This window comes from Burkholderia sp. 4NA327C6 (genome assembly GCF_005502655.1).
GTDB classification, from domain to species: domain Bacteria; phylum Pseudomonadota; class Gammaproteobacteria; order Burkholderiales; family Burkholderiaceae; genus Burkholderia; species Burkholderia contaminans.
The window spans coordinates 13,365-37,171 of sequence record NZ_SCNZ01000015.1 but is presented as its reverse complement, the minus strand read 5'-3'; the positions used below and the strand labels follow the sequence as shown (position 1 = coordinate 37,171).

Genomic DNA, 23,807 nt, shown 5'->3' with positions numbered 1-23,807 from the left:
GCGCCCCCGGTCAAATCCGCAGAAAAAGGGGAGGGTCATCACTCCCGCTGATGATGGTCATGCGGCGCGCGGCCGTGCCCGCGCGCCCGGCATGCCGTTACCGCTCGATCTGCCGGTTCCAGCGCGTATCCCACTGCGCACGGCGCGCGTTGATGGCCGTCCAGTCGACGACCGTCACCTTGCGCACGAGATCGTCGACGTTGCCGAGGCTCTGCTGCATCGCGGCGGGCATCTTCGCGACGCGGTTGGTCGGGATCTGCTTGCCGGCTTCGGCGGCTTTCGTCTGCGCGGGTGCGGACAGCAGGAACTGCGCGAGCTTTTGCGCCAGTTGCGGATCGGGATTGTTCGCGACCACGCACAGGTCGACGAGCAGCAGCACCGGGCCTTCCTTCGGGTTCGCGTACGCGACCGGGATGCCCTTGTCCTGCAGGTCGCCGACGCCGGTCGGCGTGAGCGGGAACAGGCCGGCCTCGCCGGTCTGCACCATCTCCGAGATCTTCGCCGAGTTCGGGATGTACTCGACGACGTTCGGCCCGACCGTGCTCGCCCACTTGCTGAAGCCGGGCTCGACGTTCTGCTCGCTGCCGCCGAGCAGCCGGTTGATCGCGAGGAAGCCGTGCAGCCCGAACGTGCTGCTCGACGCCGACTGGAACACGACCTTGCCCTTGTACTTCGGATCGGCGAAATCCATCCACGACGTCGGCGGCGCCCAGCCCTTCTCCGCGAACAGCTTCCGGTTGTACGCGATGCCGGTCATCCCGAGTTGCACGCCCGCGCCGACGTCGTCCTTCATCCGCGCGAACGGGTACAGCTCCTTCAGCACCGGCGAATCGTCGAGCTTCTGGCACACGCCGAGGCTGACCGCGCGCGCCATCACGCCGTCGTCGAGGAACGCGACGTGGATCTGCGGCTTGTTACGGTTCGCGAGCAGCTTCGCGAGCACGTCCGACGACGTGCCGGGCACGATGACGACCTTCACGTTGTTCGCCTTCTCGAAGTCGGGCAGCACCTGGCTCGTATAGGCCTTCTCCATCGGGCCGCCGTTCATGCCGACGTAGATCGTCTTCGTTTGCGCGAACGCGGGCGCGCTCGCGCCGGCGACGCAGAGGGCGGCGGCGGCCGCGATCGTTCCGAGCAGTTTCACTTGTGGGTCTCCTCTTGAGGGAAAGGGATGGTCGGCGTGGCTTGCGGGGCGAATCGACCGATCGAGAACGCGTCGAGCGGCGTGGCGGTTTCTCCGGTCGTGACGAGATCGGCGAGTACGTCGCCGACGCCCGGCGCGAGCAGGAACCCGCCGCCGGAAAAACCGAATGCATGCAGCAGGCACGGCGTCGTGCGGCTCGCGCCGATGATCGGGTTGTGGTCGGGCGTGCAGCCTTCGACGCCGCTCCACGTGCGAATCAGCAGCGCGTCGCGCAGCGCGGGCAGCAGTGCGCACGCGTCGCGCATCGCCGCACGTGTCGTATCGACCGACGGCTGGCCGAACTCGCCGTCGCCGCGGCCGCGCCCGCCGCCGATCACGCAGTTGCCGCGCGCGACTTGCCGCGCGTACACGCCGCCGCCGTATACGCCGAGGTTGTGCGTGATGAACGGCGGCAGCGGTTCGGTCACCCACATGTTCGGGTAGATCGGCTCCATCGGCACGGCTTCGCCGAAGCGCTCGGCGATCGTGTTCGCCCACGCGCCGGCCGAATTGATCAGCCACGTTGCGCTGCACGCGCGGCCGCCTGCTTGAAAGTGGAAGCGCGTGCCGTCGTGGTGAACGTCGTCGACCGGCGTGTGCTCGAACACGTCGGCGCCCGCCGCGCGGGCCGCGCGTGCGAACCCGGGCGACACGAGGCGCGGGTTCGCATGGCCGTCGGTCGCGCACAGCGAACCGCCGAGCGCCGCGCGGCCGAGCCACGGATAGCGGCGGCGGAACGCGTCACCGCGCATCACCTGCAGCGGCAGGCCGTGCTCGCCGGCGAGCGTCGCGTATGCGTCGAGCGCGTCGAGATCAGCGTCGCTGCGCGCGAGCCGCAAGTGGCCCGACACGACGAATTCGCCGTCGATGCCGATCAGCTCGGGCAGGCGATCCCAGATGCGCCGCGCACGCAGCGCGAGCGGCAGCTGCTCGGCCGGGCGGCCCTGGCAGCGCACGCCACCGTAGTTCACGCCGCTTGCCTGCGTGCCGCAGTCGCGCCGCTCGAACAGCCCGACGCGCAGGCCGCGCCGTGTCAGCGCCAGCGCGGCCGATGCGCCGACGAGGCCACCGCCGACGATCGCGACGTCGTAATGCCGGTGCTCACTCATCGCGCGCCTCGTCGGGAATCGCCGCGACATCGTCGCCCGCGAGCGCGGCCGAGATCGGAAACGGCTTCACGGGTGGTTGCACGCGCAACCGGCCGATATCGGCAAGCGGGCGGCCGGTTTCGGTGGCCAGGACGAGCGCGGCCGCATCGCCGCACATGCGGCCCTGGCAGCGGCCCATCCCCACGCGCGTCAGTGCCTTCAAGCGGTTCAGTTCGGTCGCTGCGCCGTCACGGATGCAGCGGCGCAGCGTGCCCGCATCGATCTCCTCGCAGCGGCACACGATCGTGTCGTCGGCGCAGCGCGCGGCCTGCTCGACGGGCAGCGCGAACGCCGCTTCCAGGCCCGCGCGGAACGTGCCGATGCGCGCGAGCGTGCGTTCGAGCGTCGCCGCATCGGGCTTGCCGGACGGCGACGGCGGCGCGATGCCGGCATCGTCGAGCACGGCGAGCGCCGCGCGCCGGCCCGACGCTTCGGCCGCGTCGGCGCCCGCGATGCCCGCGCCGTCGCCCGCGACGTAAATCCCGCGCACCGACGTGCGGCCGGCCGCGTCGCGCTCGGGCAGCCACGCACGGTTGACCGGGTCGAAACCGAACCGGCAGCCGGCAAGATCCGCGAGCTGCGTTTCCGCACGCAGGCCGAAGCCGAGGCCGAGCGCATCGCAGTCGAGCTCGCGCGGCGGTGCATCGGCGCCGGCTGCGCGCCAGGCGAGCCCCGTCACATGGTGCTCGCCGAGCACGCGCTCGAGCGTGACGCCCGTTTCGATCGCGATACCCCGCGCGCGCAGCCAGCCGATGTAATAGAGCCCCTTCGCGAAGATCGACGGGATGCGCAGCAGTGCGGGCGCGGCGGCAGCCTGGCGGCGCAGCGGGCTCGTGTCGAGCACGGCCGCGATCTGCGCGCCGGCCTTCGCATACTGGTATGCGACGAGATACAGCAGCGGCCCCGTGCCTGCGAACACGATGCGCCGGCCGATCGCGCAGCCCTGCGCCTTCAGCGCGACCTGCGCGCCGCCGAGCGTATAGACGCCTGCGAGGGTCCAGCCCGGCACCGGCAGCATGCGGTCGGTTGCGCCGCTCGCGACGATCAGGTGCGAATACGGCACGGTGACTTCGCGGCCGCCCTGCAGCGTATCGACGCGGCCCGCACCGCATGCCCACGCGAGCGTGTCCGGCCGGTAGTCGACGTGCGGCAGCAGCGCGGCCATGGTCCGGTGCACGGCGTCGGCCTTGGCGGCTTCGAACCCGTACAGCGTTCGCTTGCTGCGCACGAAAGCGCCGCTCGCCGGCGGTTGCCGGTAGATCTGCCCGCCCCAGCGCGCGTTCTCGTCGATCACGACGGGGCGCAGCCCCGCGTCGACCAGCGCCTCGGCCGCGCGTACCCCGGCCGGGCCCGCGCCGACGATCACCGGTTGCAGTGCGTCGTTCATCGCGAGTCTCCGGTTGCAACGGGCTGCACGCCTGTGAGAATCCGCATGCCGTCGGCGATCGGCGTCGAGCATGCGCGCACGCGTGCGCCTGCCTCGGTGCGCACCCAGCAGTCCTGGCACGCGCCGATCAGGCAGAAGCCCGCGCGCGGCAGGCCGCTGAATTCGCTGGTACGCACGCGGCGCTGCGCGACGAGGATCGCGGTGAGCACGGTGTCGCCGGCAAGTGCCTGCGCGGGGCGGCCGTCGAGCGTGAACGCGACGGCGGCACGCTCGCGCTCGGCGACGCGCACGAACTGCGCGCCGTCGTCGACGGGTTCGGTTGAACGGGAAACGGAAGTCATCGTCAGTGTTGGCCGATCAGGATGCGGTTCAGGCCGTACACGCGATCGAGCAGCAGCATCGCGCCGGCGGTGATGAAGATGACGAGCGCCGACACCGACGCCATCATCGGGTCGATCGACTCGGTCGCGTACATGTACATGCGCACCGGCAGCGTGACCGTCTGCGGCGACGTGACGAAGATCGACATCGTCAGTTCATCGAAGCTGTTGATGAACGCGAGCAGCCAGCCGCCGGTGATACCGGGCACGATCATCGGCAGCGTGATGCGGCGGAAGATCGTCCACGGGTCCGCGCCGAGCGAGCACGCGGCCTGCTCGATGCTGCGGTCGAGGCCGGCGACGGACGCAAGCACGAGGCGCATCACGAACGGCGTGATGACGATCATGTGCGCGAGCACGAGCCACGCGAACGAGCCGGTCGCGCCGATCAGCGCGAAGAAGCGCAGCAACGCGATGCCGAGCACGAGGCCGGGAATCACCAGCGGCGACAGCAGCAGCCCGTTCAGGAACGCGCGGCCCGGAAACGTCGCGCGGCCGATCGCGAGGCCCGCCGGCAGCGCGATCGCGAGCGACAGCGTCGCCGACGCGAAGGCGAGCTTCAGGCTGTTGAAGAACGCGGTGACGAAGTCGGGGTAGTCGAGGATCGCGCGGAACCAGCGCAGCGACAGCCCGTGGGCCGGCAGCGTCAGCGTTTCGTCCGGCGTGAACGCGACCAGCACGACGATCGCGAGCGGCGCGAGCACGAACACGATCACGAGCGTGTGGAACGCGAGGGCGAAGGGGCCGTTCTTTCTCATCGGGATGCGCCTCCGAGGCTGCGCGCGTAGCGGCGTTCGAGCACGCGGTAGTAGGTGAGCATCACGACGAGGTTCGCGACCAGCAGCAGCACCGCGATCGTCGCGCCGAGCGGCCAGTTCAGCGAGCCGAGGAATTCGTCGTACACGGCCGTGGCCGCGACCTTCAGCCGGCGTCCGCCGAGCAGGCCGGGAATCGCGAACGCGCTCGCCGACAGCCCGAACACCATCAGGCTGCCCGACAGCACGCCCGGCATCAGCTGCGGCAGCACGATGCGGCGCAGCGTCGTGAACGGCGACGCGCCGAGCGACAGCGCCGCGTGCTCGGTCTGCGGATCGAGCCGTTGCAGCGCGGTCCACACGGGAATCACCATGAACGGCAGCATCACGTGCACCAGCGCGATCACGATCGCGAAGGTCGTGTATTCGAGCTTGTACGGCCCGAGGCCGACGAGCCCGAGCGCCTGGTTCACGAGCCCGCTCGTGTTCAGCAGCATGCTCCAGCCGAACGCACGCACGACGACCGACACGAGCAGCGGCGCGAGGATCGCGAGCAGGAACAGCGAGCGCCACGGGTCGCGCATTTTCGACAGCACGTACGCTTCCGGCGTGCCGATCGCGACGCAGATCGCGGTGGTCAGCGCGGCGATCCCGAACGTGCGCAGGAAGATCGTGTGAAAGTACGACGAGCCGAGCACTTCCGCGTAGTTGCCGAACTGGAACGCGGCGATCGCGCCCGTCGCCGGGTCGTAGCGGTAGAACGTCAGCACGAGCGTCATCGCGAGCGGCACGAGCACGAGCGCGGCGAACAGCGCGAATGCGGGGGCGCACATCAGCCACAGCGGCGCATGCGCGCGCCAGGTCGCGCGCGGTGCGCGTCCGGCGGCGGTGCGTGCCGGCGTGGCCGCCGGCGCGTCGGGCTGCGCGAGGCTGGCCGGCACGCCGTCGGTGGTCAGCGGGCGGGAGGGCTGTCGCATTCAGGCCTCCCGGCGCATCACGCGCACCGCGTCGCTGTGCCAGTCGATGCCGACCGGCGCGCCTTCCGCGAGCGGTTCCGCGCCTTCGTTCTGGCAGCATACGAGCACTTCGCCGAGCGCGCTGTCGACGCGGTACAGCCACTGGCTGCCGAGAAAGAAGCGGCTCGTGACGGTCGCGGCGAAGCGGCCGGCGTCGGGGGTGCACAGCCTCAGTTTTTCCGGACGGATGCAGACCGATACCGCGTCGCCGATGCGCACGTCGCGCTCGCGCGGCGGCAGGTGCGCGGTATGGCCCGTCTCGGTGAGATCGTGCCCGAGGTCGATGCGGATCGCGTCGCCGTCGTGCGCGACGATCGTGCCGGGCAGCAGGTTCGCCTTGCCGATGAACTGCGACACGAAGTGGTTCTCCGGGCGTTCGTACGCGCGGTACGGCGTGTCGGTCTGCGTGATGCGGCCGGCCTCCATCACGACCACGCGGTCGCTGATCGACAGCGCTTCCGATTGATCGTGCGTGACCATGATCGTCGTCGTGCCGATCTTGCGCTGGATCGCGCGCAGCTCGAACTGCATGTCCTCGCGCAGCTTCGCGTCGAGGTTCGACATCGGTTCGTCGAGCAGCAACACGGGCGGTTCGATCACGACCGCGCGCGCGATCGCGACGCGCTGCCGCTGGCCGCCCGACAGCTCGCGCGGAAAGCGGTGCGCGAGGGCGTCGAGGCGCACGAGCGCAAGCGCCGCGCGGATGCGCTCGGCGCGCTCGGCCTTGTCGACGCCGCGCATGTCGAGGCCGAAGCCGACGTTTTCCGCGACGCTCATGTGCGGAAACAGCGCATAGCTCTGGAACACGATGCCGAGCCCGCGCCGGTTCGGCTTCAGGTGCGTGATGTCCTGCCCGTCGAGCGCGATGCGCCCGCGCGTGACGTCGACGAAGCCGGCGATCATCTGCAGCGTGGTGGTCTTGCCGCAGCCCGACGGCCCGAGCAGCGACACGAATTCGCCTTGTTCGACCGACAGGTTGACGTCGGCGACGGCGGTGAGGTCGCCGAAGGTTTTCGTCAGATCCGTAAGCGTGAGAAACGACATGGGAAGCTCCGGGTTCGCACACCGCGTGGCCGGTGTACCGATGACGCGGACTCTAGCCAGCCATATTTCGGAGCGTCAATTTCGAATTCTGCTGAACGGGATGAATTTGGAAAAAATTCCGGTCAGCGGAATGGATGGTCGAATCCCGTGAAAATCGTTCCGCTGGATGACGAGCGGTCGAGCCGCGAAACACACGCGTCAATCCCGTGTACACCCGGATGCCCGCGGATTTTCGGCCGGACGACAATGGCGGCTCGCGTATTCCGTTCAATGAAATCATCGAGGAGAGCCGGCATGCAGGAACCCCATTCGCCCGGAATGTCGCCGGGCGCACGCGCGGCGCACCCGGACGAAGACGCCGCCGATCCGGCCGGTGCGCCGGGCACCGGCATGTTGCAGCGTGCGTTCGCGATCTTGCGCGCGCTGGCCGGCATGCAGCAGGACGGCGTGCGCGTCACGCATCTCGCGAAGGCCGTCGGCCTCACGCAGGGCACCGCGCACCGGATCCTGCAATCGCTGATCGCCGAAGGGATGGTCGAGCAGGACGAGCAGTCGAAGCTGTACCGGTTGAGCGTCGACTTCTTCGCGCTCGCCGCGCAGGCCGGCAACCCGAGCAGCATGCGCACGCTGTGCCGCCCCGCGTTGCTGCGGCTGTGCGCGAGTCTCGGCGAGACGATCTTCCTGCTCGTGAAGAGCGGCTTCGACGCGGTGTGTCTCGACCTGTGCGAAGGGCCGTTCCCGATCCGCTCGTTCACCGGCGACATCGGCGGGCGCATCGCGCTCGGCGTCGGGCAGGGCAGTCTCGCGATCCTCGCGTTCCTGCCCGAAGCGGAGCGCGAGGAAGTGATCCGCTTCAACGTGCCGCGCATTCGCGGCTATGGCGTGCTCGACGAGGTGTATCTGCGCACCGAGATCGAACGCGTGCGGCAACTTGGTTACGCGGGCCGCAACAGCGGCGTGCTCGACGGGATGGCCGGCGTCGCGGTGCCGATTCTCGATCGCACCGGGTATCCGGTCGGCGCGCTGAGCGTCGGCACGCTGGCGTCGCGCCTCGGCGACGACCGCATGCCGATGGTCGTCGAACTGCTGCGGCGCCAGGCCGATGCGATCGGGCCGCGCACGAACCCGTTCGACGCCGCGCTGCGGCGGCCGATGCACGGGCTATCCGGGAAAACCGCATAGGCGCATCACGCGTCGCCGTTTCGTCAGCTTGCTTACGCTAGCCATTCACGTCTGAGCAAAGCGCGCCGCGTCCAGCCGACTTGCGCGCTTTCGTTTCTCTTGCAGGGGCGCACCGCCCCCGCTCATCTCCCCGTCATTCGAATTTCAACTGCCGCCCAGTTGAACATTTCATTTCTTGATGTGATTGCGGCTGGATACCATCCAGCGACTGTCTATACAACCCGATCGGCGCGTGTGGGCAGGATCAAAAAAACACAACACATCGATGAACAGGTTTGGAGAGGAGAAGACGGAGATGGTGCGAATGAAGGGTGGGAAGACGGGCGCCGCGTGCATGAGCGCGGCCATCGCGATGGTGTTCGCCGGCGCCGCGCACGCGCAGTCGACGGTGACGCTGTACGGGATCGTCGATGCGGGCGTGACCTACACGAACAACGCGAAGGGCCATGCGCTGTGGCAATTCACCGGCGGCAACGAATCGGGCCCGCGCTGGGGCTTGATCGGCACCGAGGATCTCGGCGGCGGGCTGAAGGCGAACTTCCGCCTCGAGAACGGCTTCAACGTCGCGAACGGCGCGCTCGGGCAGGGCGGCCGGATGTTCGGGCGTTCGGCGTGGGTCGGCCTGAGCGGCGCGAACTGGGGCGCGGTGACGCTCGGCCGCCAGTACAACTCGACGCAGGACATCCTTGGCTCGCTGCAGATGAGCAGCTTCCTCGCGCAGTACTCGACGCACCCGTTCGACAACGACGACATCAACAACACGTTCCGCACCAACAACGCGGTGAAGTACGTGTCGCCGACGATCGCGGGCCTGCAGGCGAACCTCGTGTACGGCTTCTCGAACTCGACCGGCTTCGCGAACGACAACAGCTGGAGCGCGGGCGTCACCTACGTGAACGGGCCGCTCAACGCGGGCGCCGCGTATGCACGCGTGAACCATCCGGCGGTCAGCACGAGCGGCGCGGTTGCTTCGGATAACTACTATCCGGCGTCCGCATCGGTGTTCGGCGCGAGCCTCGGCAACGCGATCCGCCAGCAGATCTGGGGCGCGGGCGGCAGCTATGCGATCGGGCCGGCGACGCTCGGCCTGCTGTACACGGGCTCGAACTTCGGGCAGGCGACGGGCGGCGCGCTGCGCTTCAACAACTACGAAGGCAGTCTGCGCTACCTGATCACGCCGGCGCTGATGGCCGCGGCCGGCTACACCTATACGCAGGTTGCGCGCGCCAGCGACAGCGGCCACTACCAACAGGTATCGGCCGGCGCGCAGTACCTGCTGTCCAAGCGCACCGACGTGTACGTGAACGGCTTCTACCAGAAGGCGTCGTCGGGCGTCGGCCGTGCGTGGATCGACGGGACCGACGGCCCGTCGTCGACGACGTCGCAGGTGGCGGTGGTGGTCGGCATCCGCCAGAAGTTCTGATGTCCTGACGCGTTCGCGTGTCTTCCGGAGGAGACGGAAATGAAACTCAAACTGTTGCTGGCGGCGTTGCCGTTCGTCGGGATGTATGCGGGCGGCTCGATCGCCGAGGTGCGGCCGCTGCTGTTCGGCCTGCCGTTCCTGCTCGTGTGGAACCTGATCTGGATGGCGGCGACCGCCGCGATCCTCGCGATCCTGTTCCATCTCGATGAACGCGACGCGGCCCGCGCCGGCCGCTCGGGAGACACGCGATGAACGCATCGATCCTCATCATCGCGGCGTTCGCCGTGTTCGCGTTGGCGATCGGCGTGATGGCGCGCCGCGGCCGCAAGCTCACGCTCGAGCAGTGGGCGGTCGGCGGCCGCGGCTTCGGCTCGCTGCTCACGTTCCTGCTGATGGCCGGCGAAGCGTTCTCGACGTTCTCGTTCCTCGGTGCGAGCGGCTGGACCTACAGCAAGGGCGTGCCCGCGTTCTACATCCTGTCGTACGGCTGCCTCGCGTTCGTGATCGGCTACTGGATGCTGCCGGCGATCTGGCGTTACGCGAAGGCGCGCGGGCTCGTGTCGTTCGCCGACTACTTCGCGGCGAAGTACGACAGCCGTGCGATCGGCGTGCTGGTGTCGGTCGTCGCGGTGTTCGCGATGGTGTCGCTGCTGATGATCCAGTTGCGCGGGCTCGGCGTGATCGTGTCGGAGATGTCGTACGGGCTGATTCCGCAAGCGGCCGCGATCTGGATCGCCGCGACGCTGATGGCCGTGTACATGGTCGTGTCGGGCATCCACGGCTCGGCGAGCATCGCGATCTTCAAGGACGTGCTGATCCTCGCCATCGCGATCTTCCTCGGCCTGTACCTGCCGATGCATTACTACGGCGGTCTCGGCGCGATGTTCGCGAAGATCGACGCCGCGCATCCCGAACTGCTGCGCATGCCCGAGCATGGCTTCAACCTGAGCTGGTACAACTCGACGATCCTGCTCACGTCGCTCGGCTACTACCTGTACCCGCACGGTTTCACCGCGATCTACGTCGCGAAGGACGAGCGCGCGCTGCGCCGCAACGTGATCCTGATGCCGCTGTACCAGGTGCTGATCGCGTTCCTGTTCCTCGTCGGCTTCGCGGCCGTGATGACCGTGCACGGGCTCGAAGGCGCGCAGGCCGATCTTGCGCTGCTGCGCCTCGTGAAGCAGACGTTCCCCGCATGGTTCGTCGGCATCGTCGGCGGCACGGGCCTGCTGACCGCGCTGGTGCCGGGTTCGCTGATCATGCTGAACGCATCGACGACGATCGCGCGCAACATCTACCGCGAAGGTTTCGCGCCGAACGCGACCGACCGCGAGGTGACGCGCGTTGCACGGATCGCGCTGCCGATCTTCACGCTGGTGGTCGTCTACTTCGTGCTGCGCGGCGGCGCGACGTTCGTCACGCTCGCGATCTTCTCGTCGAGCCTGCTCACGCAGCTCGTGCCGATGCTCGCGTCGAGCTTCCTGAAGCGGCCGTTCGGTACGCGTGAAGGTGCGTTCGCGGGCATCGCGGCCGGCGCGATCGTGATCGCGATGACGAACTACTATGGCGTGACGCTCGCGTCGCTGTTCCCGGGCGCGTCGAACACGCTGACGTCGATCAACCCCGGGCTCGTCGCGCTCGCGGTGAATGCGGTGGTGTTCATCGTGATCAGCGCGGGGCAGCGCAGGCTGAAGGCGCGTATCGCGGCGCCGGCCGGGTCCGTGTGACGGCGTGACGGCGTGACGGCGTGACGGCGTGACGGCGTGACGGCGTGACGGCGTAACGGCGTAACGGCGTAACGGCGTAACGGCCGGAAGGCATTGAAATCAATCGAACGACAACAGGACACTGTGCGATGACTACCGAGGGCAATCAAGCGGACAACCGCGAAGCGATCGACACGCTGATCGCGAATGGCTGCGTGATCACGATGGACCCGCAGCGGCGCGTGATCGAGCACGGCGCGGTTGCCGTGAAGGGCGATCGTATCGTCGCCGTGGGCGGCACCGATGAACTGCAGGCCCGCTACCGCGCCGCACGCACGATCGACGCGCGCCGCAAGGCCGTGCTGCCGGGCCTGATCGATGCGCATGCGCATGCGGGCCACGCGATGCTGCGCACGATCGGCGGCGCGGACGGCGACGCATGGTCGGCCGCGGCCGAGACGATCTACACGCGTGCGTCCGACGAGGCATTCTGGGAAACCGAGTCGCACCTTGCCGCGCTCGAGCGGCTGAAGGCCGGCGTGACGACGGGCGTGTCGCTGCTTGGCGGCGGCAATTCAATCATGCGCGTCGACGATCCGGTCTATGCACGGCGCCATTGCGATGCGGTCGTGCGCACCGGTACGCGCTCGATCGTCGCGGTCGGCCCGTCCCGGCCGCCCGCGCCGCGTGCTTATACGCGCCACACGCCGGACGGCAGCGACACGCGCGACATCGACTTCGACACGATGTACGCAGTGTCAAAAAGCATCATCGACGAATGCCACGGCGATGCCGATGGCCGGATCCGCATCGCGCTCACGCTGCCCGTGTACGGGCCCGAGCACGACCCCGAACTCGCGCAGCACGAACACGACTTCCGCGACCAGGCCGCCCGTTACGGCGCGCTGGCGCGCGAGCGCGGGCTGACGTTCACGCAGGACGGCCATCGCGCGGGTACGCTCGCGTTCGCGCATCGCGAGCTCGGCTTGCTCGGCCCGACGTCGTTCATGTCGCACAGCATCGACCTGACCGACGACGACATCGCGGCATGCGTCGAGACGGGCACCGCGATCGTTCATAACCCGAGCGCGATCATGTCGATCATCGGTCGCTGCCCGGTGCCCGAGCTGATCGATGCGGGCGTGACGGTGGCGATCGCGTCGGACGGCGCGGCGCCCGATCGCGGCTACGACATGTTCCGCCACATGTGGCAGTGCATGCATTACCACCGCCGGCATTTCCGGGACCCGGACGTGCTGCCGCACGGCAAGGTGCTGGAGATGGTGACGATCGACGCGGCGAAGGCGCTGTCGGTCGATCACGAAGTCGGTTCGCTCGAAGCCGGCAAGCTCGCCGACGTCATCCTCGTCGACTTGTTTCGGCCGCACATGATGCCGATGAACATGCCGGTGTATCGCGTGACGTGCTTCGCGAACGCGGCCGACGTGTGCATGACGATGGTCGGCGGCAGGGTGCTGATGGAGGATCGGCGCGTGTTGTCGGTCGACGAGCGCGCGATTCTCGAGCGGGTGAACGAAGTCGCGGAAATCACGATCGAGCGCAGCGGGTTGCGTCATTTGCTCGACGAGCCGAAGACGCTGTGGGGGCGCAGCCGCTATTGACTGACATAATTTGACACGACGGGCAGAACTCTTGTCGGTGTCGCGGCGACTAAGGAATCGCCACATTGACAGGAGTAGAGATAAATGAACGCCAGGATTCCCCTCGCCGCTGCCGCGCTGATCCTTGCCCAGGCCGCATGGGCCGCGGGCCCCACGCCGACGAAAACCTGGACGATGAGCGCGATCCCCGGCGATCGCGCGGCGAGCGACGCGTTTGCCGCGATGAAGAAAGGGCACACGGTGCCTGCGTGGGTGACGAACGGCACCGAATCTCCGGGAACCACCGTCGTGTTCGGCGGGCACGACGTCTACGTGATGACCGCTTGCAAGCCGCACAGGTGCGGGTCGGAGCGCATCGCGGTGCTGTACGACCCGCAGAAGAAGGTCATGTACGGGGTGCTGTCGGTTGCCGGTCCGAAGGAGGGCGCCGAGAAGCTGACGTGGCTCAATATCGGCGGCGGTAACGAATCGATCGACGGACGGACGATTCTGTATGCGGCACTGACGGGCAGCCTCGAGAACCACCCGGACGCGTTCAATTACAAGTGACGCCGGCCGATTGACGGCCGTTCAGGCATCGATCGCCATCGCTGCACGAACGGGCCGGCCGAAGTGAAGCAGGGGCGTCGCGCGATCATGCGCGGCGCCCTTTTTCTTTTGCCGGCGAGGCGCGGTCGGCATGCAACTGCGAAGATCAGCGACGGTAAATGAACTCTAGGTCAGTCGCTTCACCGACCTTGAAATCGTACGTGCCGACCTTCCTGAAACCGGCTTTCTCGTAGAAGGCGATGGCCTTCGCGTTGCCGGACCACACGCCGAGCCACACCGGGCCGGGGCGCTCCGTGGCCAGATAGTCCAGTGCGGAATCGAACAACGCGCGCCCGGCGCCGGTCCCTTGCGTCCCGCGCCGAAGGTAGATCTGATGGATCTCCCCCGACCCGTCGGCCACCTCCGGGTGCGGGAGCTTGCACGGCCCCGCGTGCGCATACCCCACCAGCCGGCCGTCGTCGCTTTCGGCGACCCACGTGCGGCACTGGGGATCGTTGAGCTGGCCCGTGACCGTTTCCACCGAGTAGGCCTGGGTTTCATACGCAGCCAGATCGTGCGGCGGGTAGTCGATATTGAATCCGTCTTGCAGAAAGGTTTCGCGGAACGTGTCGCGCTTCAGTTCGGCGAGCGGGATGGCATCGGAGGGCGTAGCAACGCGGATCAACATGAAGGATGGCTGGATTCGTGGGTCGGGCCGACAGTTTATCCCGGCTGACGACAGGCTTGCGAGCGCCTGGTCGACCTGCGTGCGAGCCGCGCCAGGGGCGTGTGTGCCCGAACCTGATCGACCGCAAGGCGATCGTGCCGATGCCGGTGGTTGACCGCCGACGGACATGCTAGGATTTCCGACAAACAACTTCGGAGACTGCCATGCCGTTCATCTGCGAAAACGTTGCATGCCGCGCCGTGCTGGCTCGCGGGCAGGTCAGGCCCCATCAAGAGGATTCCGGGTGGTGCTTCTACTGCCCGGACTGCAACACCCGGAACGAGTTGATGTATGTCGACGTGGCCGGCGGCGCCGTCGAGCTGGTTCAGCCGGAGCGGGCCAGCCCGCCGCACAAGGTGGTTGCGACGGCCCGACCGCTGCAGGATGGCAAGTACGCGGCACAGTTGAGCGTTCAGCGGGCGCTCGCCGTGAAGGGAACGTACGCGGCCGAAGAACACTGGGATGAACTCGGTGTGTTCGGCGACGCGCAGGAAGCCGTCGCGCACGCGAAGTCGTTCGCAACCGACCTGCTGCAGCGAGCCGCGTAGTCGAAATCATTCGGTCAACGAAGAAGCGGTGTCGCGCATGCATGCGTGACACCGCTTTGCGCTGTCCGTTCTCGCTCGTCAGTTGTAGATGTCGAACGAGAAATACTTCTTCGCGATCCGCTGGTACGTCCCGTCCTGGATCAGGCTCGCAAGCGCCTGGTTGATCTGCGTGCGCAGCGCGTCGTCGTCCTTGCGCACGCCGATCGCCGAACCGACGCCGAGCGTCTTCGGGTCATGCAGCGGCGGCCCCGCGAATTCGAAGTTCGCGCCCTTCGCGGTTTTCAGGAAACCGAGGTCGGCCTGCACCGACGATTGCAGCGACGCATCGAGCCGCCCCGACAGCAGGTCCTGGTAGACGAGATCCTGCGTCTGGTACGTGCGGACGATCACGCCCTTCGGCTCCCAGTACGTGCGCGCATAGGTTTCCTGCGTCGAACCCTGCTCGACGCCGACGCTCTTGCGCTGCAGCGATTCGGGCGTCGGCTGCAGGTTCGAGCCGCGCCGCGCGACGAGCCGGGGCGGCACGTTGTTGATCTTGTCCGTGAACGCGATCTGCGCGAGGCGCTTCTCGGTCACGCTCATCGACGACAGCACGCCGTCGAACTTGCGCGCCTTCAGCGCAGGGATCATCCCGTCGAACGCGTTCTCGACCCACACGCAGCGCACCTTCATCCGTTCGCAGATCGCGTTGCCGAGATCGATGTCGAAGCCGACGAGCTTGCCGTCGGGCGCGAGCGATTCGAACGGCGCATAGCTGGGGTCGACGCCGAGGCGCAGCACCGCCGGGTCTTTCGCGGCGGCGGCGCCGGCCGTCAGCGCGAGCGCGACGGCCAGGACGAGTTGTTTCATGTCTGTCTCCAATACCGATTGATCGTGTTTGTCTTGAAGCGAACCAGCGGCCGTCGGGCGTGACTGCCCGCGCCCGGCCATGCGCGGGCGGCGGGACGTCGCGCCGGAAGCGACCGGCGAAACGTCCGGATTCGAAGGGGGCGTTAGCGGGCGGCGCCGGTGATGCGCGCCATGCCGTGCCGGTAGCCGGCGGGCGCGAACGCGGCGTTCAGTGCGGCCATCGCGACGATCACGCCGAGATGGATCCACCACGCGATCGCGAAGCCGCCGCCCGCGTCGCGCAGCCAGCCGATCAGCCAGGGGCTTGCCGCGACGGTCAGGAAGCCGATGCCCTGCACGAACGCGGCGAGCGCGCCGGCGAGCCGCGCATCGGGCAGGTGGTCGAGCGTGACGATCAGGCTCATCGAGAAGAAGCCGCCGAGACCGAGGCCGACGCTCGCGACCCAGAGCCACGGCGCGAGCGCGGGCAGCGTCGCGAACCCGATGAAGCCGGCCGCCTGCAGCGCGAGCGTGAGCCACAGCACGGCGCGGCGGTCGGGCGAGCGTTTTGCGAGCATCGGCATCGCGAGCGCGCCGATCGCCTGGAACAGTGCCATCCACGCGAGCAGGTTGCCGCTCGCTTGCGGACTCATCCCGATGCTGTGGTAGAACGCGGGCAACCACGCGACGAGGCTGGCGTAGCCGCTGTTGCTGAGCCCGAAGAACAGCGCGAGCAGCCACGCGCGCGGAACGCGGGCGAACGCGGTGAGCGGAACCGATACGGCCGTCGCGCGCACGGCGTCGCGCGGCGCCTTCGCCCGCCACAGCGCGAGCGTCATGAGCGCCGGTACGGCCCACACGGCGAGCGCGAGATGCCAGCCGCCATGCGCGGCGAGCCACGGGCTCGCGACCGCGCCGAATGCGCCGCCGCCGACCAGCGCGGCCGAATAGAGGCCCATCGCGAGCGGCAGCCGGTCGACGAACCAGCGTTTCGCGAGGCCGGGTACGAGCGCCTGGATCACGGCGACGCCTGCGCCCGCGACGATCGCGGTGCCGATCAGGCCCGCGCTGCCACCGGTCCACAGGCGCGCGGTGCAGCCGGCCGCGATCAGCGCCAGCGCGACGGTCAGCGCGCGCTGCTCGCCAACGCGCCGCGCGAGCCCGACGCCGACCCCGGCGACGACACCCATCAGCACGAACGGCAGCGTGGTCAGCAGCGCGGCCGCGCGAAAGCCGAGGCCCGTGTCGGCGCGTACGACGTCGAGCACGGGGCCGAACGCGGTCAGGAACGGGCGCAGGTTGAGGCCGGCCAGCACCAGCAGCGCGAGCGCGCCACAGGACACGGAAGCCGCATGCGGGCGGTGGACGGCTTGCGCGGTGCCGGGGTCGGACATCGGGATGCTCCAGGGAGGGGGCCGGTGGCCCTGTGATGCGATGCCGAAAGGGTAAGCGCGCGCTGCGCCAGGTGAAAATTAAATATTCGACTGGGAATCAGTGCGAAATGCGATGGGGCGGCGCGGGGCGACGGGGACGGATGGGGGCCGCCGGCGGTGGCGGGCGATACGACGTGACGGCATCTTCGTCAGATGAAACACGCGCCGTCATGCGACGGGCATCTGCTCGGCCAGTGCTTGCGCGCGCGCGGCCACCAGCGTCCGGACGAGCGCGCGATCGGCCGCCGTTTCCGGCGTAAAGATCACGAGCGTCTGGTCGGGCCGGCCGCTCACGGCGAACGCCGAGTATTCGAGCGCGATGCGCCCGACGGCAGGATGGTGGATCTCCTTGGTCCCTTCTTCGTGCGAGCGGACATCGTGGTCGCGCCACAGCGCGTCGAATTCCGCGCTCGCCGCGCGCATCTCGTCGACGAATGCCTGAACGGCCTGCGTCGCACCGCCGCGCGCGACGTCGGCGCGAAACGCGCCCACCGCGAACCGCGCGACGCGTTCCCAGTTCGCCTGCACGCGGCGCACGTGCGGATCGACGAAGATGAGCCGCAGGATGTTGCGCCGCTCCGGCGACAGCGCGGTGTAGTCGGTCAGCGTCGCGGCTGCCGCGTCGTTCCACGCGACGACGTCCCACGTCGCCGAGCGTACGATCGCGGGGCTCGCGTCGAGCGAATCGAGCACGTGCTGCACGCGCGGCGACACATGGTCGGCTGCGTGATAGCGCACTTCCGGCAGGTGGCCGACGCCGATCAGGAACAGGTGCTCGCGCTCGGCGTCGTTCAGCAGCAGCGCGCGGGCGAGCCGGTCGAGCACGTCGGCCGACGGCGCACCGCCGCGCCCCTGTTCGAGCCACGTGTACCACGCGGTGCTCACGTGCGCGCGCTGGGCGACTTCCTCGCGCCGCAGGCCCGGTGTGCGGCGGCGCGTGGCCGGCAGGCCGAGCGCGGCCGGGTCGAGTTTTTCGCGGCGGGCCCGAAGGTATGCGCCGAGCAGGTTGTCAGGGGCGTCAGCCATAGCCTGTTAGTTCGTTTACCGGTAAACCGTCACGACTTCACCGTGCACGGCGATCGACAGATAGTAAGCCTCCCTGCCATCCGGAGGTGTTGAACATGCGTGTCTTTGTTACTGGAGCGTCGGGCTTCGTCGGCTCTGCCGTCGTGGCCGAACTCGTTGCTGCCGGGCACTCGGTGCTCGGTCTCGCGCGGTCCGATGCGGCCGCGTCGTCGGTTGCGGCGGCCGGCGCCGATGTCCATCGCGGGTCGCTCGAGGATCTCGACAGCCTCACGCGCGGCGCCGAAGCCGCCGACGCGGTGATCCATACGGGATTCAATCACGACTTCTCGCGCTTCGCGCAGAACTGCGAGCTCGATCGCCGCGCGATCGAGACGATCGGTGCGGTGCTCGCGGGCTCGGCGCGGCCGCTGGTCGTCACGTCGGGCCTCGCGCTCGTCGCACCGGGGCGCGCGGCAACCGAGGACGATCCGCCCGTGCCGGTGTCGTCGACCTACCCGCGGGCGTCCGAAGCGACCGCGGCCGCGCTGGAAGCGCGCGGCGTGCATGCGTTGGTCGTGCGTCTGCCGCCGTCCGTGCATGGCGACGGCGATCACGCGTTCGTGCCGCGCCTGATCGCGTTCGCGCGGGAGAAGGGCGTGTCGGCCTACATCGGCGAAGGCGACAACCGCTGGCCGGCCGTGCACCGGCTCGACGCGGCGCGTGTGTACCGGCTCGCGATCGAACGCGGTGCGGCCGGCGCGCGCTATCACGCGGTCGACGATACGGGTGTGCGGTTCAGGGACATCGCGGAAGTGATCGGCCGGCGGCTGAACGTGCCGGTCGTCGCGAAGACGGCGGCGGAAGCGGGCGAGCACTTCGGCTGGTTCGCGATGTTCGCGGGAATGGATGCGCCCGCAACGAGCGAGCGCACGCGTGCATCGCTCGACTGGGCGCCGACGCAGCCGGGGCTGCTGGCCGATATCGACCGGCCGCGGTATTTCGAAGGCTGAGCGGGGCGGCGGGCGTGCCGTCGTATCCAAACAAGCGGCACGCCCGCGTTGCACCGTTCAGACCGTGACGACGATCTTCCCGACCTGCGCGCCGGTTTCCCTGTACCGATGCGCTTGCGCGATGACGTCGAATGCTTCGCCAGTCGCATCAAACATCTTCATCGTTTCGCCTTTCGTTTCAGCCGCCATCCGTCTCGTGCGCGGAATTGCTTTTTATTCATTCAAATCTATATTGGGATCTGTTCGTTTCGATGCGAGGAATCAAAACGATGACGACTCAATCGAATGTGCTCGAGAAGTTTCAGATGTGCGCGGCCGTACGAGGAGACACGTCGGCCGTGGTGTCGGAGCAAGCGTGCCTGAGTTACCGCGAGCTCGATCGTCGGAGCGACGCGGTTGCCGGTGCATTGCGAGGCCGGGGCATCGGGCGCGGCAGCCTGGTGCCGATCGAGGCGGCGCGTAACGTCGACTTCATCGTCGGTATCCTCGGCATCCTGAAGGCCGGTGCGACGTATGTCCCGATCGACGAACGTTATCCCGACGCCCGCAAGGATCTCATCCTGCGGCAATGCGATACGTCGCTGGTGTTGACGGCCCGCGCGACGCAGCGGGATGCGGCCGTTCCGTTCATCAGTGTGGCGGACCTGTCGGTGCGGCGGCCCGACCGGGACAACGCGCATGCGACGCAACCCGCCGATGCGCCGGAGGGCGCGATCTACGTGATCTTCACGTCCGGCTCCACCGGCGCGCCGAAAGGCGTCATCGTCGAACATGCCGCCGTGGCCACACTCGTCGGCTGGCACAACGCGCGTTTTTCGATGAATGCCGAAAGCCGCGCGACGCTGATGGCGGGCCTCGGCTTCGATGTATCGCAGTGGGAAATCTGGTCGGCCCTCTGCGCGGGGGCGACGCTGTTCCTGCCGGACGACGAAACGCGTTTCGACGCCGATGCGCTTGTCGGCTTCCTCACCCGTCACCGGATCACGCATGCGTACGTGCCGACCGTGATGGTGGCCGACGTGGTGGGTGTCGGCCAGCCGGCGGACCTGAAGCTCGAGTATCTGTTCACGGCCGGCGAAAAGCTCGATCCGGTCGATACCGATCGAGTCAGTTACACGGTGGTCGATTACTACGGGCCGACCGAAGCGACGATCTTCGCGACGTATCACGTCGTTCCGAGCGCGACGCTTGGCCGTCCGGCATCGATCGGACACCCGGTCGGCAATACCGAGATCCTGATCCTGAACGATGCGCAGGAAGCGGTGGGGGAGAACGACGTCGGCGAGATCTGCATCGGCGGGCCAGGCTTGGCCCGCGGCTACCTGAACAACCCTGCGTTGACTCGCGAGAAATTCCGTCCGCATCCGCAACGGCCGGATCGGATCATCTATCGCACGGGCGATCTCGGGCGCCGGCTGAACGACGGCTCGATCCAGTTTCTCGGCCGTCTGGACGATCAGGTCAAGATTCGCGGCAACCTGGTCGAGCTGAGCGAAATCCAGGCGGTGCTCGCCAGAGCGGACGTGGTGCGCAAGGCGCTGGTGCTGGCGTTGCCCCGCATCGCCGGAGCCGGCAAGGAACTGGTTGCGTTCGTCGTGCCGGCTGATCCCGCCGTGCCGCCCGAGCAGGTCGTCGACGCGCTGAAGGCAAGCGTGCGGCAATACCTGCCGGATTACATGTGGCCCGTCGGTCACGTGCTGCTCGACGACATCCCCGTGACGGCGAACGGCAAGACCGACCGGGCCGCGCTGCAGCAGCGTTACCACGACGAACTGCGCAACCGGACCGAGCAGGAGTCGTATACCGCCGTCGAGCGGATCGTGGCGGATGCTTTCGTCGCGCTGACCGGCCATGCGTCGTTTCGCAAGACCGACAGTTTCTTCGACATCGGCGGCAATTCGCTGCTGACGGCGAAGCTTGCCAGGGCGCTGTCGGATGCCGCGGGCACGAAGATGCTGATCCGTGACGTCTACGAGCACTTGTCGGTGGAAGGGCTCGCAGGCGAGATCGAGCGGCGTGTCGCGGCGGCGCTCGAGATCGATCGTGAGCCCGTTTATGCGCTCTCGAACGATATCCGCGTGCCGGCGCAGGCGGATTTCAGTGGCGCCTTCGACGTCGCGCTGCTGGCGCGCCCGCGCACGATTCTGCTGACGGGCGCCACGGGGTTCGTCGGCGTTCATTTGCTGGCGGAACTGCTCGCGACGACGTCGGCGATCGTGCATTGCCTCGTACGTGCGGAAGATGCCGCCGCGGGACGTGCGCGGATCGACGAAAAGCTGCGTGCCTACGACGTGAACCTCGGGCCGGACGAGCGATCCCGCATCCGCGTGTGGGCGGGTGATATCACGCAGGCGCGCTTCGGGCTGGACGAGCGGCGCTACGCGGCGCTGGCGGACGAAATCGACATCGTTTACCACTCGGCTGGCGCGGTCAATTTCATCCAGCCGTATTCGTTCATGAAGAAGATCAATGTGGACGGCCTGACCCAGATCCTCGCTTTCGCCGGGTGCAGGCGCACCAAGGCGCTGATCCTGCTGTCGACGATCTCGGTGTACAGCTGGGGGCATCGCTTCACCGGCAAGGCGATGATGACCGAAGCGGACGACATCGATCAGAACCTGCCGGCGGTGCTCGAGGACATCGGCTATACGCGCAGCAAATGGGTGATGGAAAAAATGGCCGACCTGGCGGCGCAGCACGGCCTGCCGCTGATGACGTTCCGTCTCGGCTACGCGACGTTTCACGGCGAGACCGGCGTCAGCGCCGATTATCAATGGTGGGGGCGGCTCGTGAAGACGTGCATGGCGCTCGGTACCGTGCCCGACCTGGAGGACCTGCGCGAAGGGCTGACGAGCGTGGATTACATGACGAAAGCGCTTGCGTGGATTTCGCGCAATCCGGCGGCGCTGGGGCGGAAATTCAACCTGATCAATTCGCCCGAGGCCAACCTGACGCTTCGGGAGTTCTTCTCGAGGCTGGAACGCTACTTCGGCTTGCGGTTCCGGGTCGTGCCGTTCCGCGAATGGCGCGATGCGTGGAAGACCGATATCGACGCACCGCTCTATCCGTTATTGAGCCTGTTCGACGACAACATTCGCGACGGGATGTCCACGGCCGAGCTGTATCAGAACAATTACGTGTGGGACTGCCGCAACGTGATCGAATTTCTCGAAGGCAGCGGCATCGCGCAGCCGGCATTTTCCCGCGAGCAACTGGCGCGGTACATGGAGCGGTCGATCGGCCATCGGGTTGCGGGGTGAGCGCGACAACCGCATACCGCTTGCCCCCGGGCGACGTCGATGCACCGCCGCCCGCCGCCCGCCGCCCGTCATTCGACCGGATGCAGGTCCTGCAACAGCGTCGGCACGAGCTCCGACACGGTCGGGTGGATGTGCATCGCGCGGCTGATCGTCGTGTACGGCGCTCCCGCGGCCATCACGTCGAGCATGCCGTGCACGACTTCGTCGCCCGTCACGCCAAGGATCGACGCGCCGAGGATCGCGTGGCTGTCCGCGTCGACGATCACCTTCATGAAACCCAGGCTCTCGCCTTTTTCCACCGCACGGCCGACGCGCGTCATCGGGCGTGTGCCGACGAGCAGCCGGCGGCCGGTCTGCTTCGCTTCCGCGAGCGTCATGCCGACGCGGCCGAGCGGCGGATCGACGTACAGCGCGTACGCTGCGATCCGATCGGACACCTTGCGCGGATCGTTGTCGAGCAGGTTGGCCGCGACGATCTCGTAGTCGTTGTACGCGGTGTGCGTGAACGCGCCGCGCCCGTTGCAGTCGCCGAGTGCCCAGATGCCGGGCACGTTCGTGCGCAACTGGTCGTCGACCTCGATGTAGCCGCGCGCGTCGGTCGCGACGCCCGCGCGGTCGAGCCCGAGATCGTCGGTGTTCGGCACGCGTCCGACCGCGAGCAGCAGGTGCGAGCCCGCGACCTCGCGGCCGCCGCCCGTGCAGTCGAGGCCGACCGCAATGCCGCTGCCGTCGCGCCGCGCGCTCAGGCAGGTCGCGTCGAGCTGCACGTCGATCCCTTCGTTTTCGAGGATCTCGCGCACCGCCTGCGACACGTCTTCGTCCTCGCGCCGGATCAGGCGCGAACCCTTCTCGACGATCGTGACCTTCGACCCGAAACGGCGATACATCTGGCCGAACTCGAGCCCGATGTAGCTGCCGCCGACGATCACGAGATGCTCGGGCAGGAAGTCGACGTCCATCATCATCGAGTTGGTCAGGTACGGCACCGTGTCGAGGCCGGGCATGGCCGGCACCTGCGCGCGCCCGCCGACGTTGATGAAGATGCGCTCGGCTTCGAGCAGTGCGTCGCCCACGCGCACCGTGGTCGCGCCTTCGAAGCGCGCATGACCCTGGATGACGGTCGCGTTTTTCAGCCCGCGCACCCACTGCTCGACACCCTGGTTCGAGCGCCCCGAGATCTGGTCCTTGCGTGCCTTCACGGCTTTCATGTCGACGGTGACGGGGCCGCCGACCGACACGCCGTATTCACCGGCGCGGCGCGCGAGGTGCGCGGCGTAGGCGCTTGCGATCAGCGTCTTGGTCGGGATGCAGCCGGTGTTCACGCAGGTGCCGCCGAAGCGGCCGCGCTCGATGATCGCGACCTTCATCCCGGCGGCGGACAGCCGCGCGGCGAGTGGCGGGCCGGCCTGACCGGTGCCGATGACGATCGCGTCGAAGTGTTGCGTCATGACGTCCTCCAGTGCGGGTGCAGCGAGGGAGCGTAGGCGGGCGAGCCGCGTGCGCGGCCGGCGCAGGGTCGCGCGACGGCGAGCGCCTATGGTAGTCCTGTTGGCGTGCGCTCGCGAGCGGTGGCGGGGCGGGATGCGATGGCGTCTGACCGAAGCCGCATCCGCTGCCGCGCG

21 protein-coding genes are annotated in these 23,807 nt (G+C 68.0%); 9 read left to right on the top strand and 12 right to left on the bottom strand.

Annotation, left to right across the window (positions count from 1 at the left end; genetic code table 11):
• Window positions 1–97: 97 nt before the first annotated feature.
• From FFS49_RS17095 to FFS49_RS17065, 7 genes are read right to left on the bottom strand one after another with little or no spacing between them, the layout of a single operon-like run.
• The gene (locus tag FFS49_RS17095) at window positions 98–1,144 is read right to left on the bottom strand and encodes an ABC transporter substrate-binding protein (protein WP_046549329.1); all 1,047 of its coding nucleotides are present in this window, start codon (window positions 1,142–1,144) and stop codon (window positions 98–100) included.
• Window positions 1,141–2,292: an FAD-binding oxidoreductase gene (locus FFS49_RS17090; protein WP_105817205.1), complete on the bottom strand. Its 1,152-nt coding sequence runs from the start codon at window positions 2,290–2,292 to the stop codon at window positions 1,141–1,143. Before FFS49_RS17090 ends, FFS49_RS17095 begins: the two co-directional genes overlap by 4 nt.
• Window positions 2,285–3,718: an NAD(P)/FAD-dependent oxidoreductase gene (locus FFS49_RS17085; protein WP_105817204.1), complete on the bottom strand. Its 1,434-nt coding sequence runs from the start codon at window positions 3,716–3,718 to the stop codon at window positions 2,285–2,287. Before FFS49_RS17085 ends, FFS49_RS17090 begins: the two co-directional genes overlap by 8 nt.
• A complete protein-coding gene (locus FFS49_RS17080) occupies window positions 3,715–4,059 on the bottom strand; it encodes a (2Fe-2S)-binding protein (protein ID WP_039364151.1) in 345 nt (114 codons plus the stop codon). Before FFS49_RS17080 ends, FFS49_RS17085 begins: the two co-directional genes overlap by 4 nt.
• Before the next feature lie 2 nt (window positions 4,060–4,061).
• The gene (locus FFS49_RS17075; RefSeq protein WP_105817203.1) at window positions 4,062–4,856 is read right to left on the bottom strand and encodes an ABC transporter permease; all 795 of its coding nucleotides are present in this window, start codon (window positions 4,854–4,856) and stop codon (window positions 4,062–4,064) included.
• Window positions 4,853–5,830 (bottom strand): ABC transporter permease, encoded by a 978-nt coding sequence (locus FFS49_RS17070; protein WP_105817202.1) that lies wholly within the window; start codon window positions 5,828–5,830, stop codon window positions 4,853–4,855. The genes FFS49_RS17075 and FFS49_RS17070 overlap by 4 nt, the downstream gene beginning before the upstream one ends.
• Window positions 5,831–6,913 carry an ABC transporter ATP-binding protein gene (locus FFS49_RS17065; RefSeq protein ID WP_039364160.1) on the bottom strand — a complete coding sequence of 361 codons (1,083 nt, stop codon included), beginning with the start codon at window positions 6,911–6,913 and terminating at the stop codon, window positions 5,831–5,833.
• Window positions 6,914–7,207: 294 nt separating this feature from the next.
• On the opposite strand from FFS49_RS17065, the gene FFS49_RS17055 reads away from it, so the two are divergent.
• The 6 genes from FFS49_RS17055 to FFS49_RS17025 all read left to right on the top strand — a co-directional run bounded on the left by FFS49_RS17055 (window position 7,208) and on the right by FFS49_RS17025 (window position 13,395).
• Window positions 7,208–8,095 carry an IclR family transcriptional regulator gene (locus FFS49_RS17055; protein WP_105817200.1) on the top strand — a complete coding sequence of 296 codons (888 nt, stop codon included), beginning with the start codon at window positions 7,208–7,210 and terminating at the stop codon, window positions 8,093–8,095.
• Window positions 8,096–8,429: 334 nt separating this feature from the next.
• Window positions 8,430–9,518 carry a porin gene (locus FFS49_RS17050; RefSeq protein ID WP_171026777.1) on the top strand — a complete coding sequence of 363 codons (1,089 nt, stop codon included), beginning with the start codon at window positions 8,430–8,432 and terminating at the stop codon, window positions 9,516–9,518.
• 39 nt (window positions 9,519–9,557) lie between these two features.
• On the top strand, window positions 9,558–9,770 hold the full coding sequence (locus tag FFS49_RS17045) for a DUF3311 domain-containing protein (protein ID WP_137910137.1): 213 nt from the start codon (window positions 9,558–9,560) through the stop codon (window positions 9,768–9,770).
• Window positions 9,767–11,245, top strand: a complete 1,479-nt coding sequence (locus FFS49_RS17040) for a sodium:solute symporter (protein ID WP_071333071.1) — start codon at window positions 9,767–9,769, stop codon at window positions 11,243–11,245. The genes FFS49_RS17045 and FFS49_RS17040 overlap by 4 nt, the downstream gene beginning before the upstream one ends.
• Before the next feature lie 128 nt (window positions 11,246–11,373).
• The gene (locus FFS49_RS17030) at window positions 11,374–12,846 is read left to right on the top strand and encodes an amidohydrolase family protein (RefSeq protein WP_137910135.1); all 1,473 of its coding nucleotides are present in this window, start codon (window positions 11,374–11,376) and stop codon (window positions 12,844–12,846) included.
• A gap of 84 nt (window positions 12,847–12,930) precedes the next feature.
• Window positions 12,931–13,395 (top strand): Ivy family C-type lysozyme inhibitor, encoded by a 465-nt coding sequence (locus tag FFS49_RS17025; RefSeq protein WP_046549340.1) that lies wholly within the window; start codon window positions 12,931–12,933, stop codon window positions 13,393–13,395.
• Window positions 13,396–13,540: 145 nt separating this feature from the next.
• Here FFS49_RS17025 and FFS49_RS17020 read toward each other — a convergent pair whose 3' ends face one another.
• On the bottom strand, window positions 13,541–14,062 hold the full coding sequence (locus tag FFS49_RS17020; protein WP_046549341.1) for a GNAT family N-acetyltransferase: 522 nt from the start codon (window positions 14,060–14,062) through the stop codon (window positions 13,541–13,543).
• 203 nt (window positions 14,063–14,265) lie between these two features.
• On the opposite strand from FFS49_RS17020, the gene FFS49_RS17015 reads away from it, so the two are divergent.
• Complete coding sequence (locus FFS49_RS17015) at window positions 14,266–14,649, top strand: hypothetical protein (RefSeq protein ID WP_039364182.1); 384 nt, start codon at window positions 14,266–14,268, stop codon at window positions 14,647–14,649.
• A gap of 78 nt (window positions 14,650–14,727) precedes the next feature.
• On the opposite strand, the gene FFS49_RS17010 is transcribed toward FFS49_RS17015, so the two are convergent.
• The 3 genes from FFS49_RS17010 to FFS49_RS17000 form a co-directional block, all read right to left on the bottom strand.
• Window positions 14,728–15,498: an ABC transporter substrate-binding protein gene (locus FFS49_RS17010; protein WP_137910134.1), complete on the bottom strand. Its 771-nt coding sequence runs from the start codon at window positions 15,496–15,498 to the stop codon at window positions 14,728–14,730.
• Window positions 15,499–15,641: 143 nt separating this feature from the next.
• Window positions 15,642–16,871, bottom strand: a complete 1,230-nt coding sequence (locus FFS49_RS17005; protein ID WP_137910133.1) for a cyanate transporter — start codon at window positions 16,869–16,871, stop codon at window positions 15,642–15,644.
• A gap of 207 nt (window positions 16,872–17,078) precedes the next feature.
• Window positions 17,079–17,936, bottom strand: a complete 858-nt coding sequence (locus FFS49_RS17000; RefSeq protein ID WP_039364191.1) for a helix-turn-helix transcriptional regulator — start codon at window positions 17,934–17,936, stop codon at window positions 17,079–17,081.
• A gap of 95 nt (window positions 17,937–18,031) precedes the next feature.
• On the opposite strand from FFS49_RS17000, the gene FFS49_RS16995 reads away from it, so the two are divergent.
• Together FFS49_RS16995 and FFS49_RS16985 are read left to right on the top strand one after the other, a co-directional pair.
• Window positions 18,032–18,925: an SDR family oxidoreductase gene (locus tag FFS49_RS16995; RefSeq protein ID WP_039364194.1), complete on the top strand. Its 894-nt coding sequence runs from the start codon at window positions 18,032–18,034 to the stop codon at window positions 18,923–18,925.
• A 269-nt stretch (window positions 18,926–19,194) separates the two neighbouring features.
• On the top strand, window positions 19,195–22,185 hold the full coding sequence (locus FFS49_RS16985) for a non-ribosomal peptide synthetase (RefSeq protein WP_137910485.1): 2,991 nt from the start codon (window positions 19,195–19,197) through the stop codon (window positions 22,183–22,185).
• A gap of 68 nt (window positions 22,186–22,253) precedes the next feature.
• Here FFS49_RS16985 and FFS49_RS16980 read toward each other — a convergent pair whose 3' ends face one another.
• Window positions 22,254–23,633, bottom strand: a complete 1,380-nt coding sequence (locus FFS49_RS16980; protein WP_137910484.1) for an FAD-containing oxidoreductase — start codon at window positions 23,631–23,633, stop codon at window positions 22,254–22,256.
• Window positions 23,634–23,807 lie beyond the last annotated feature (174 nt).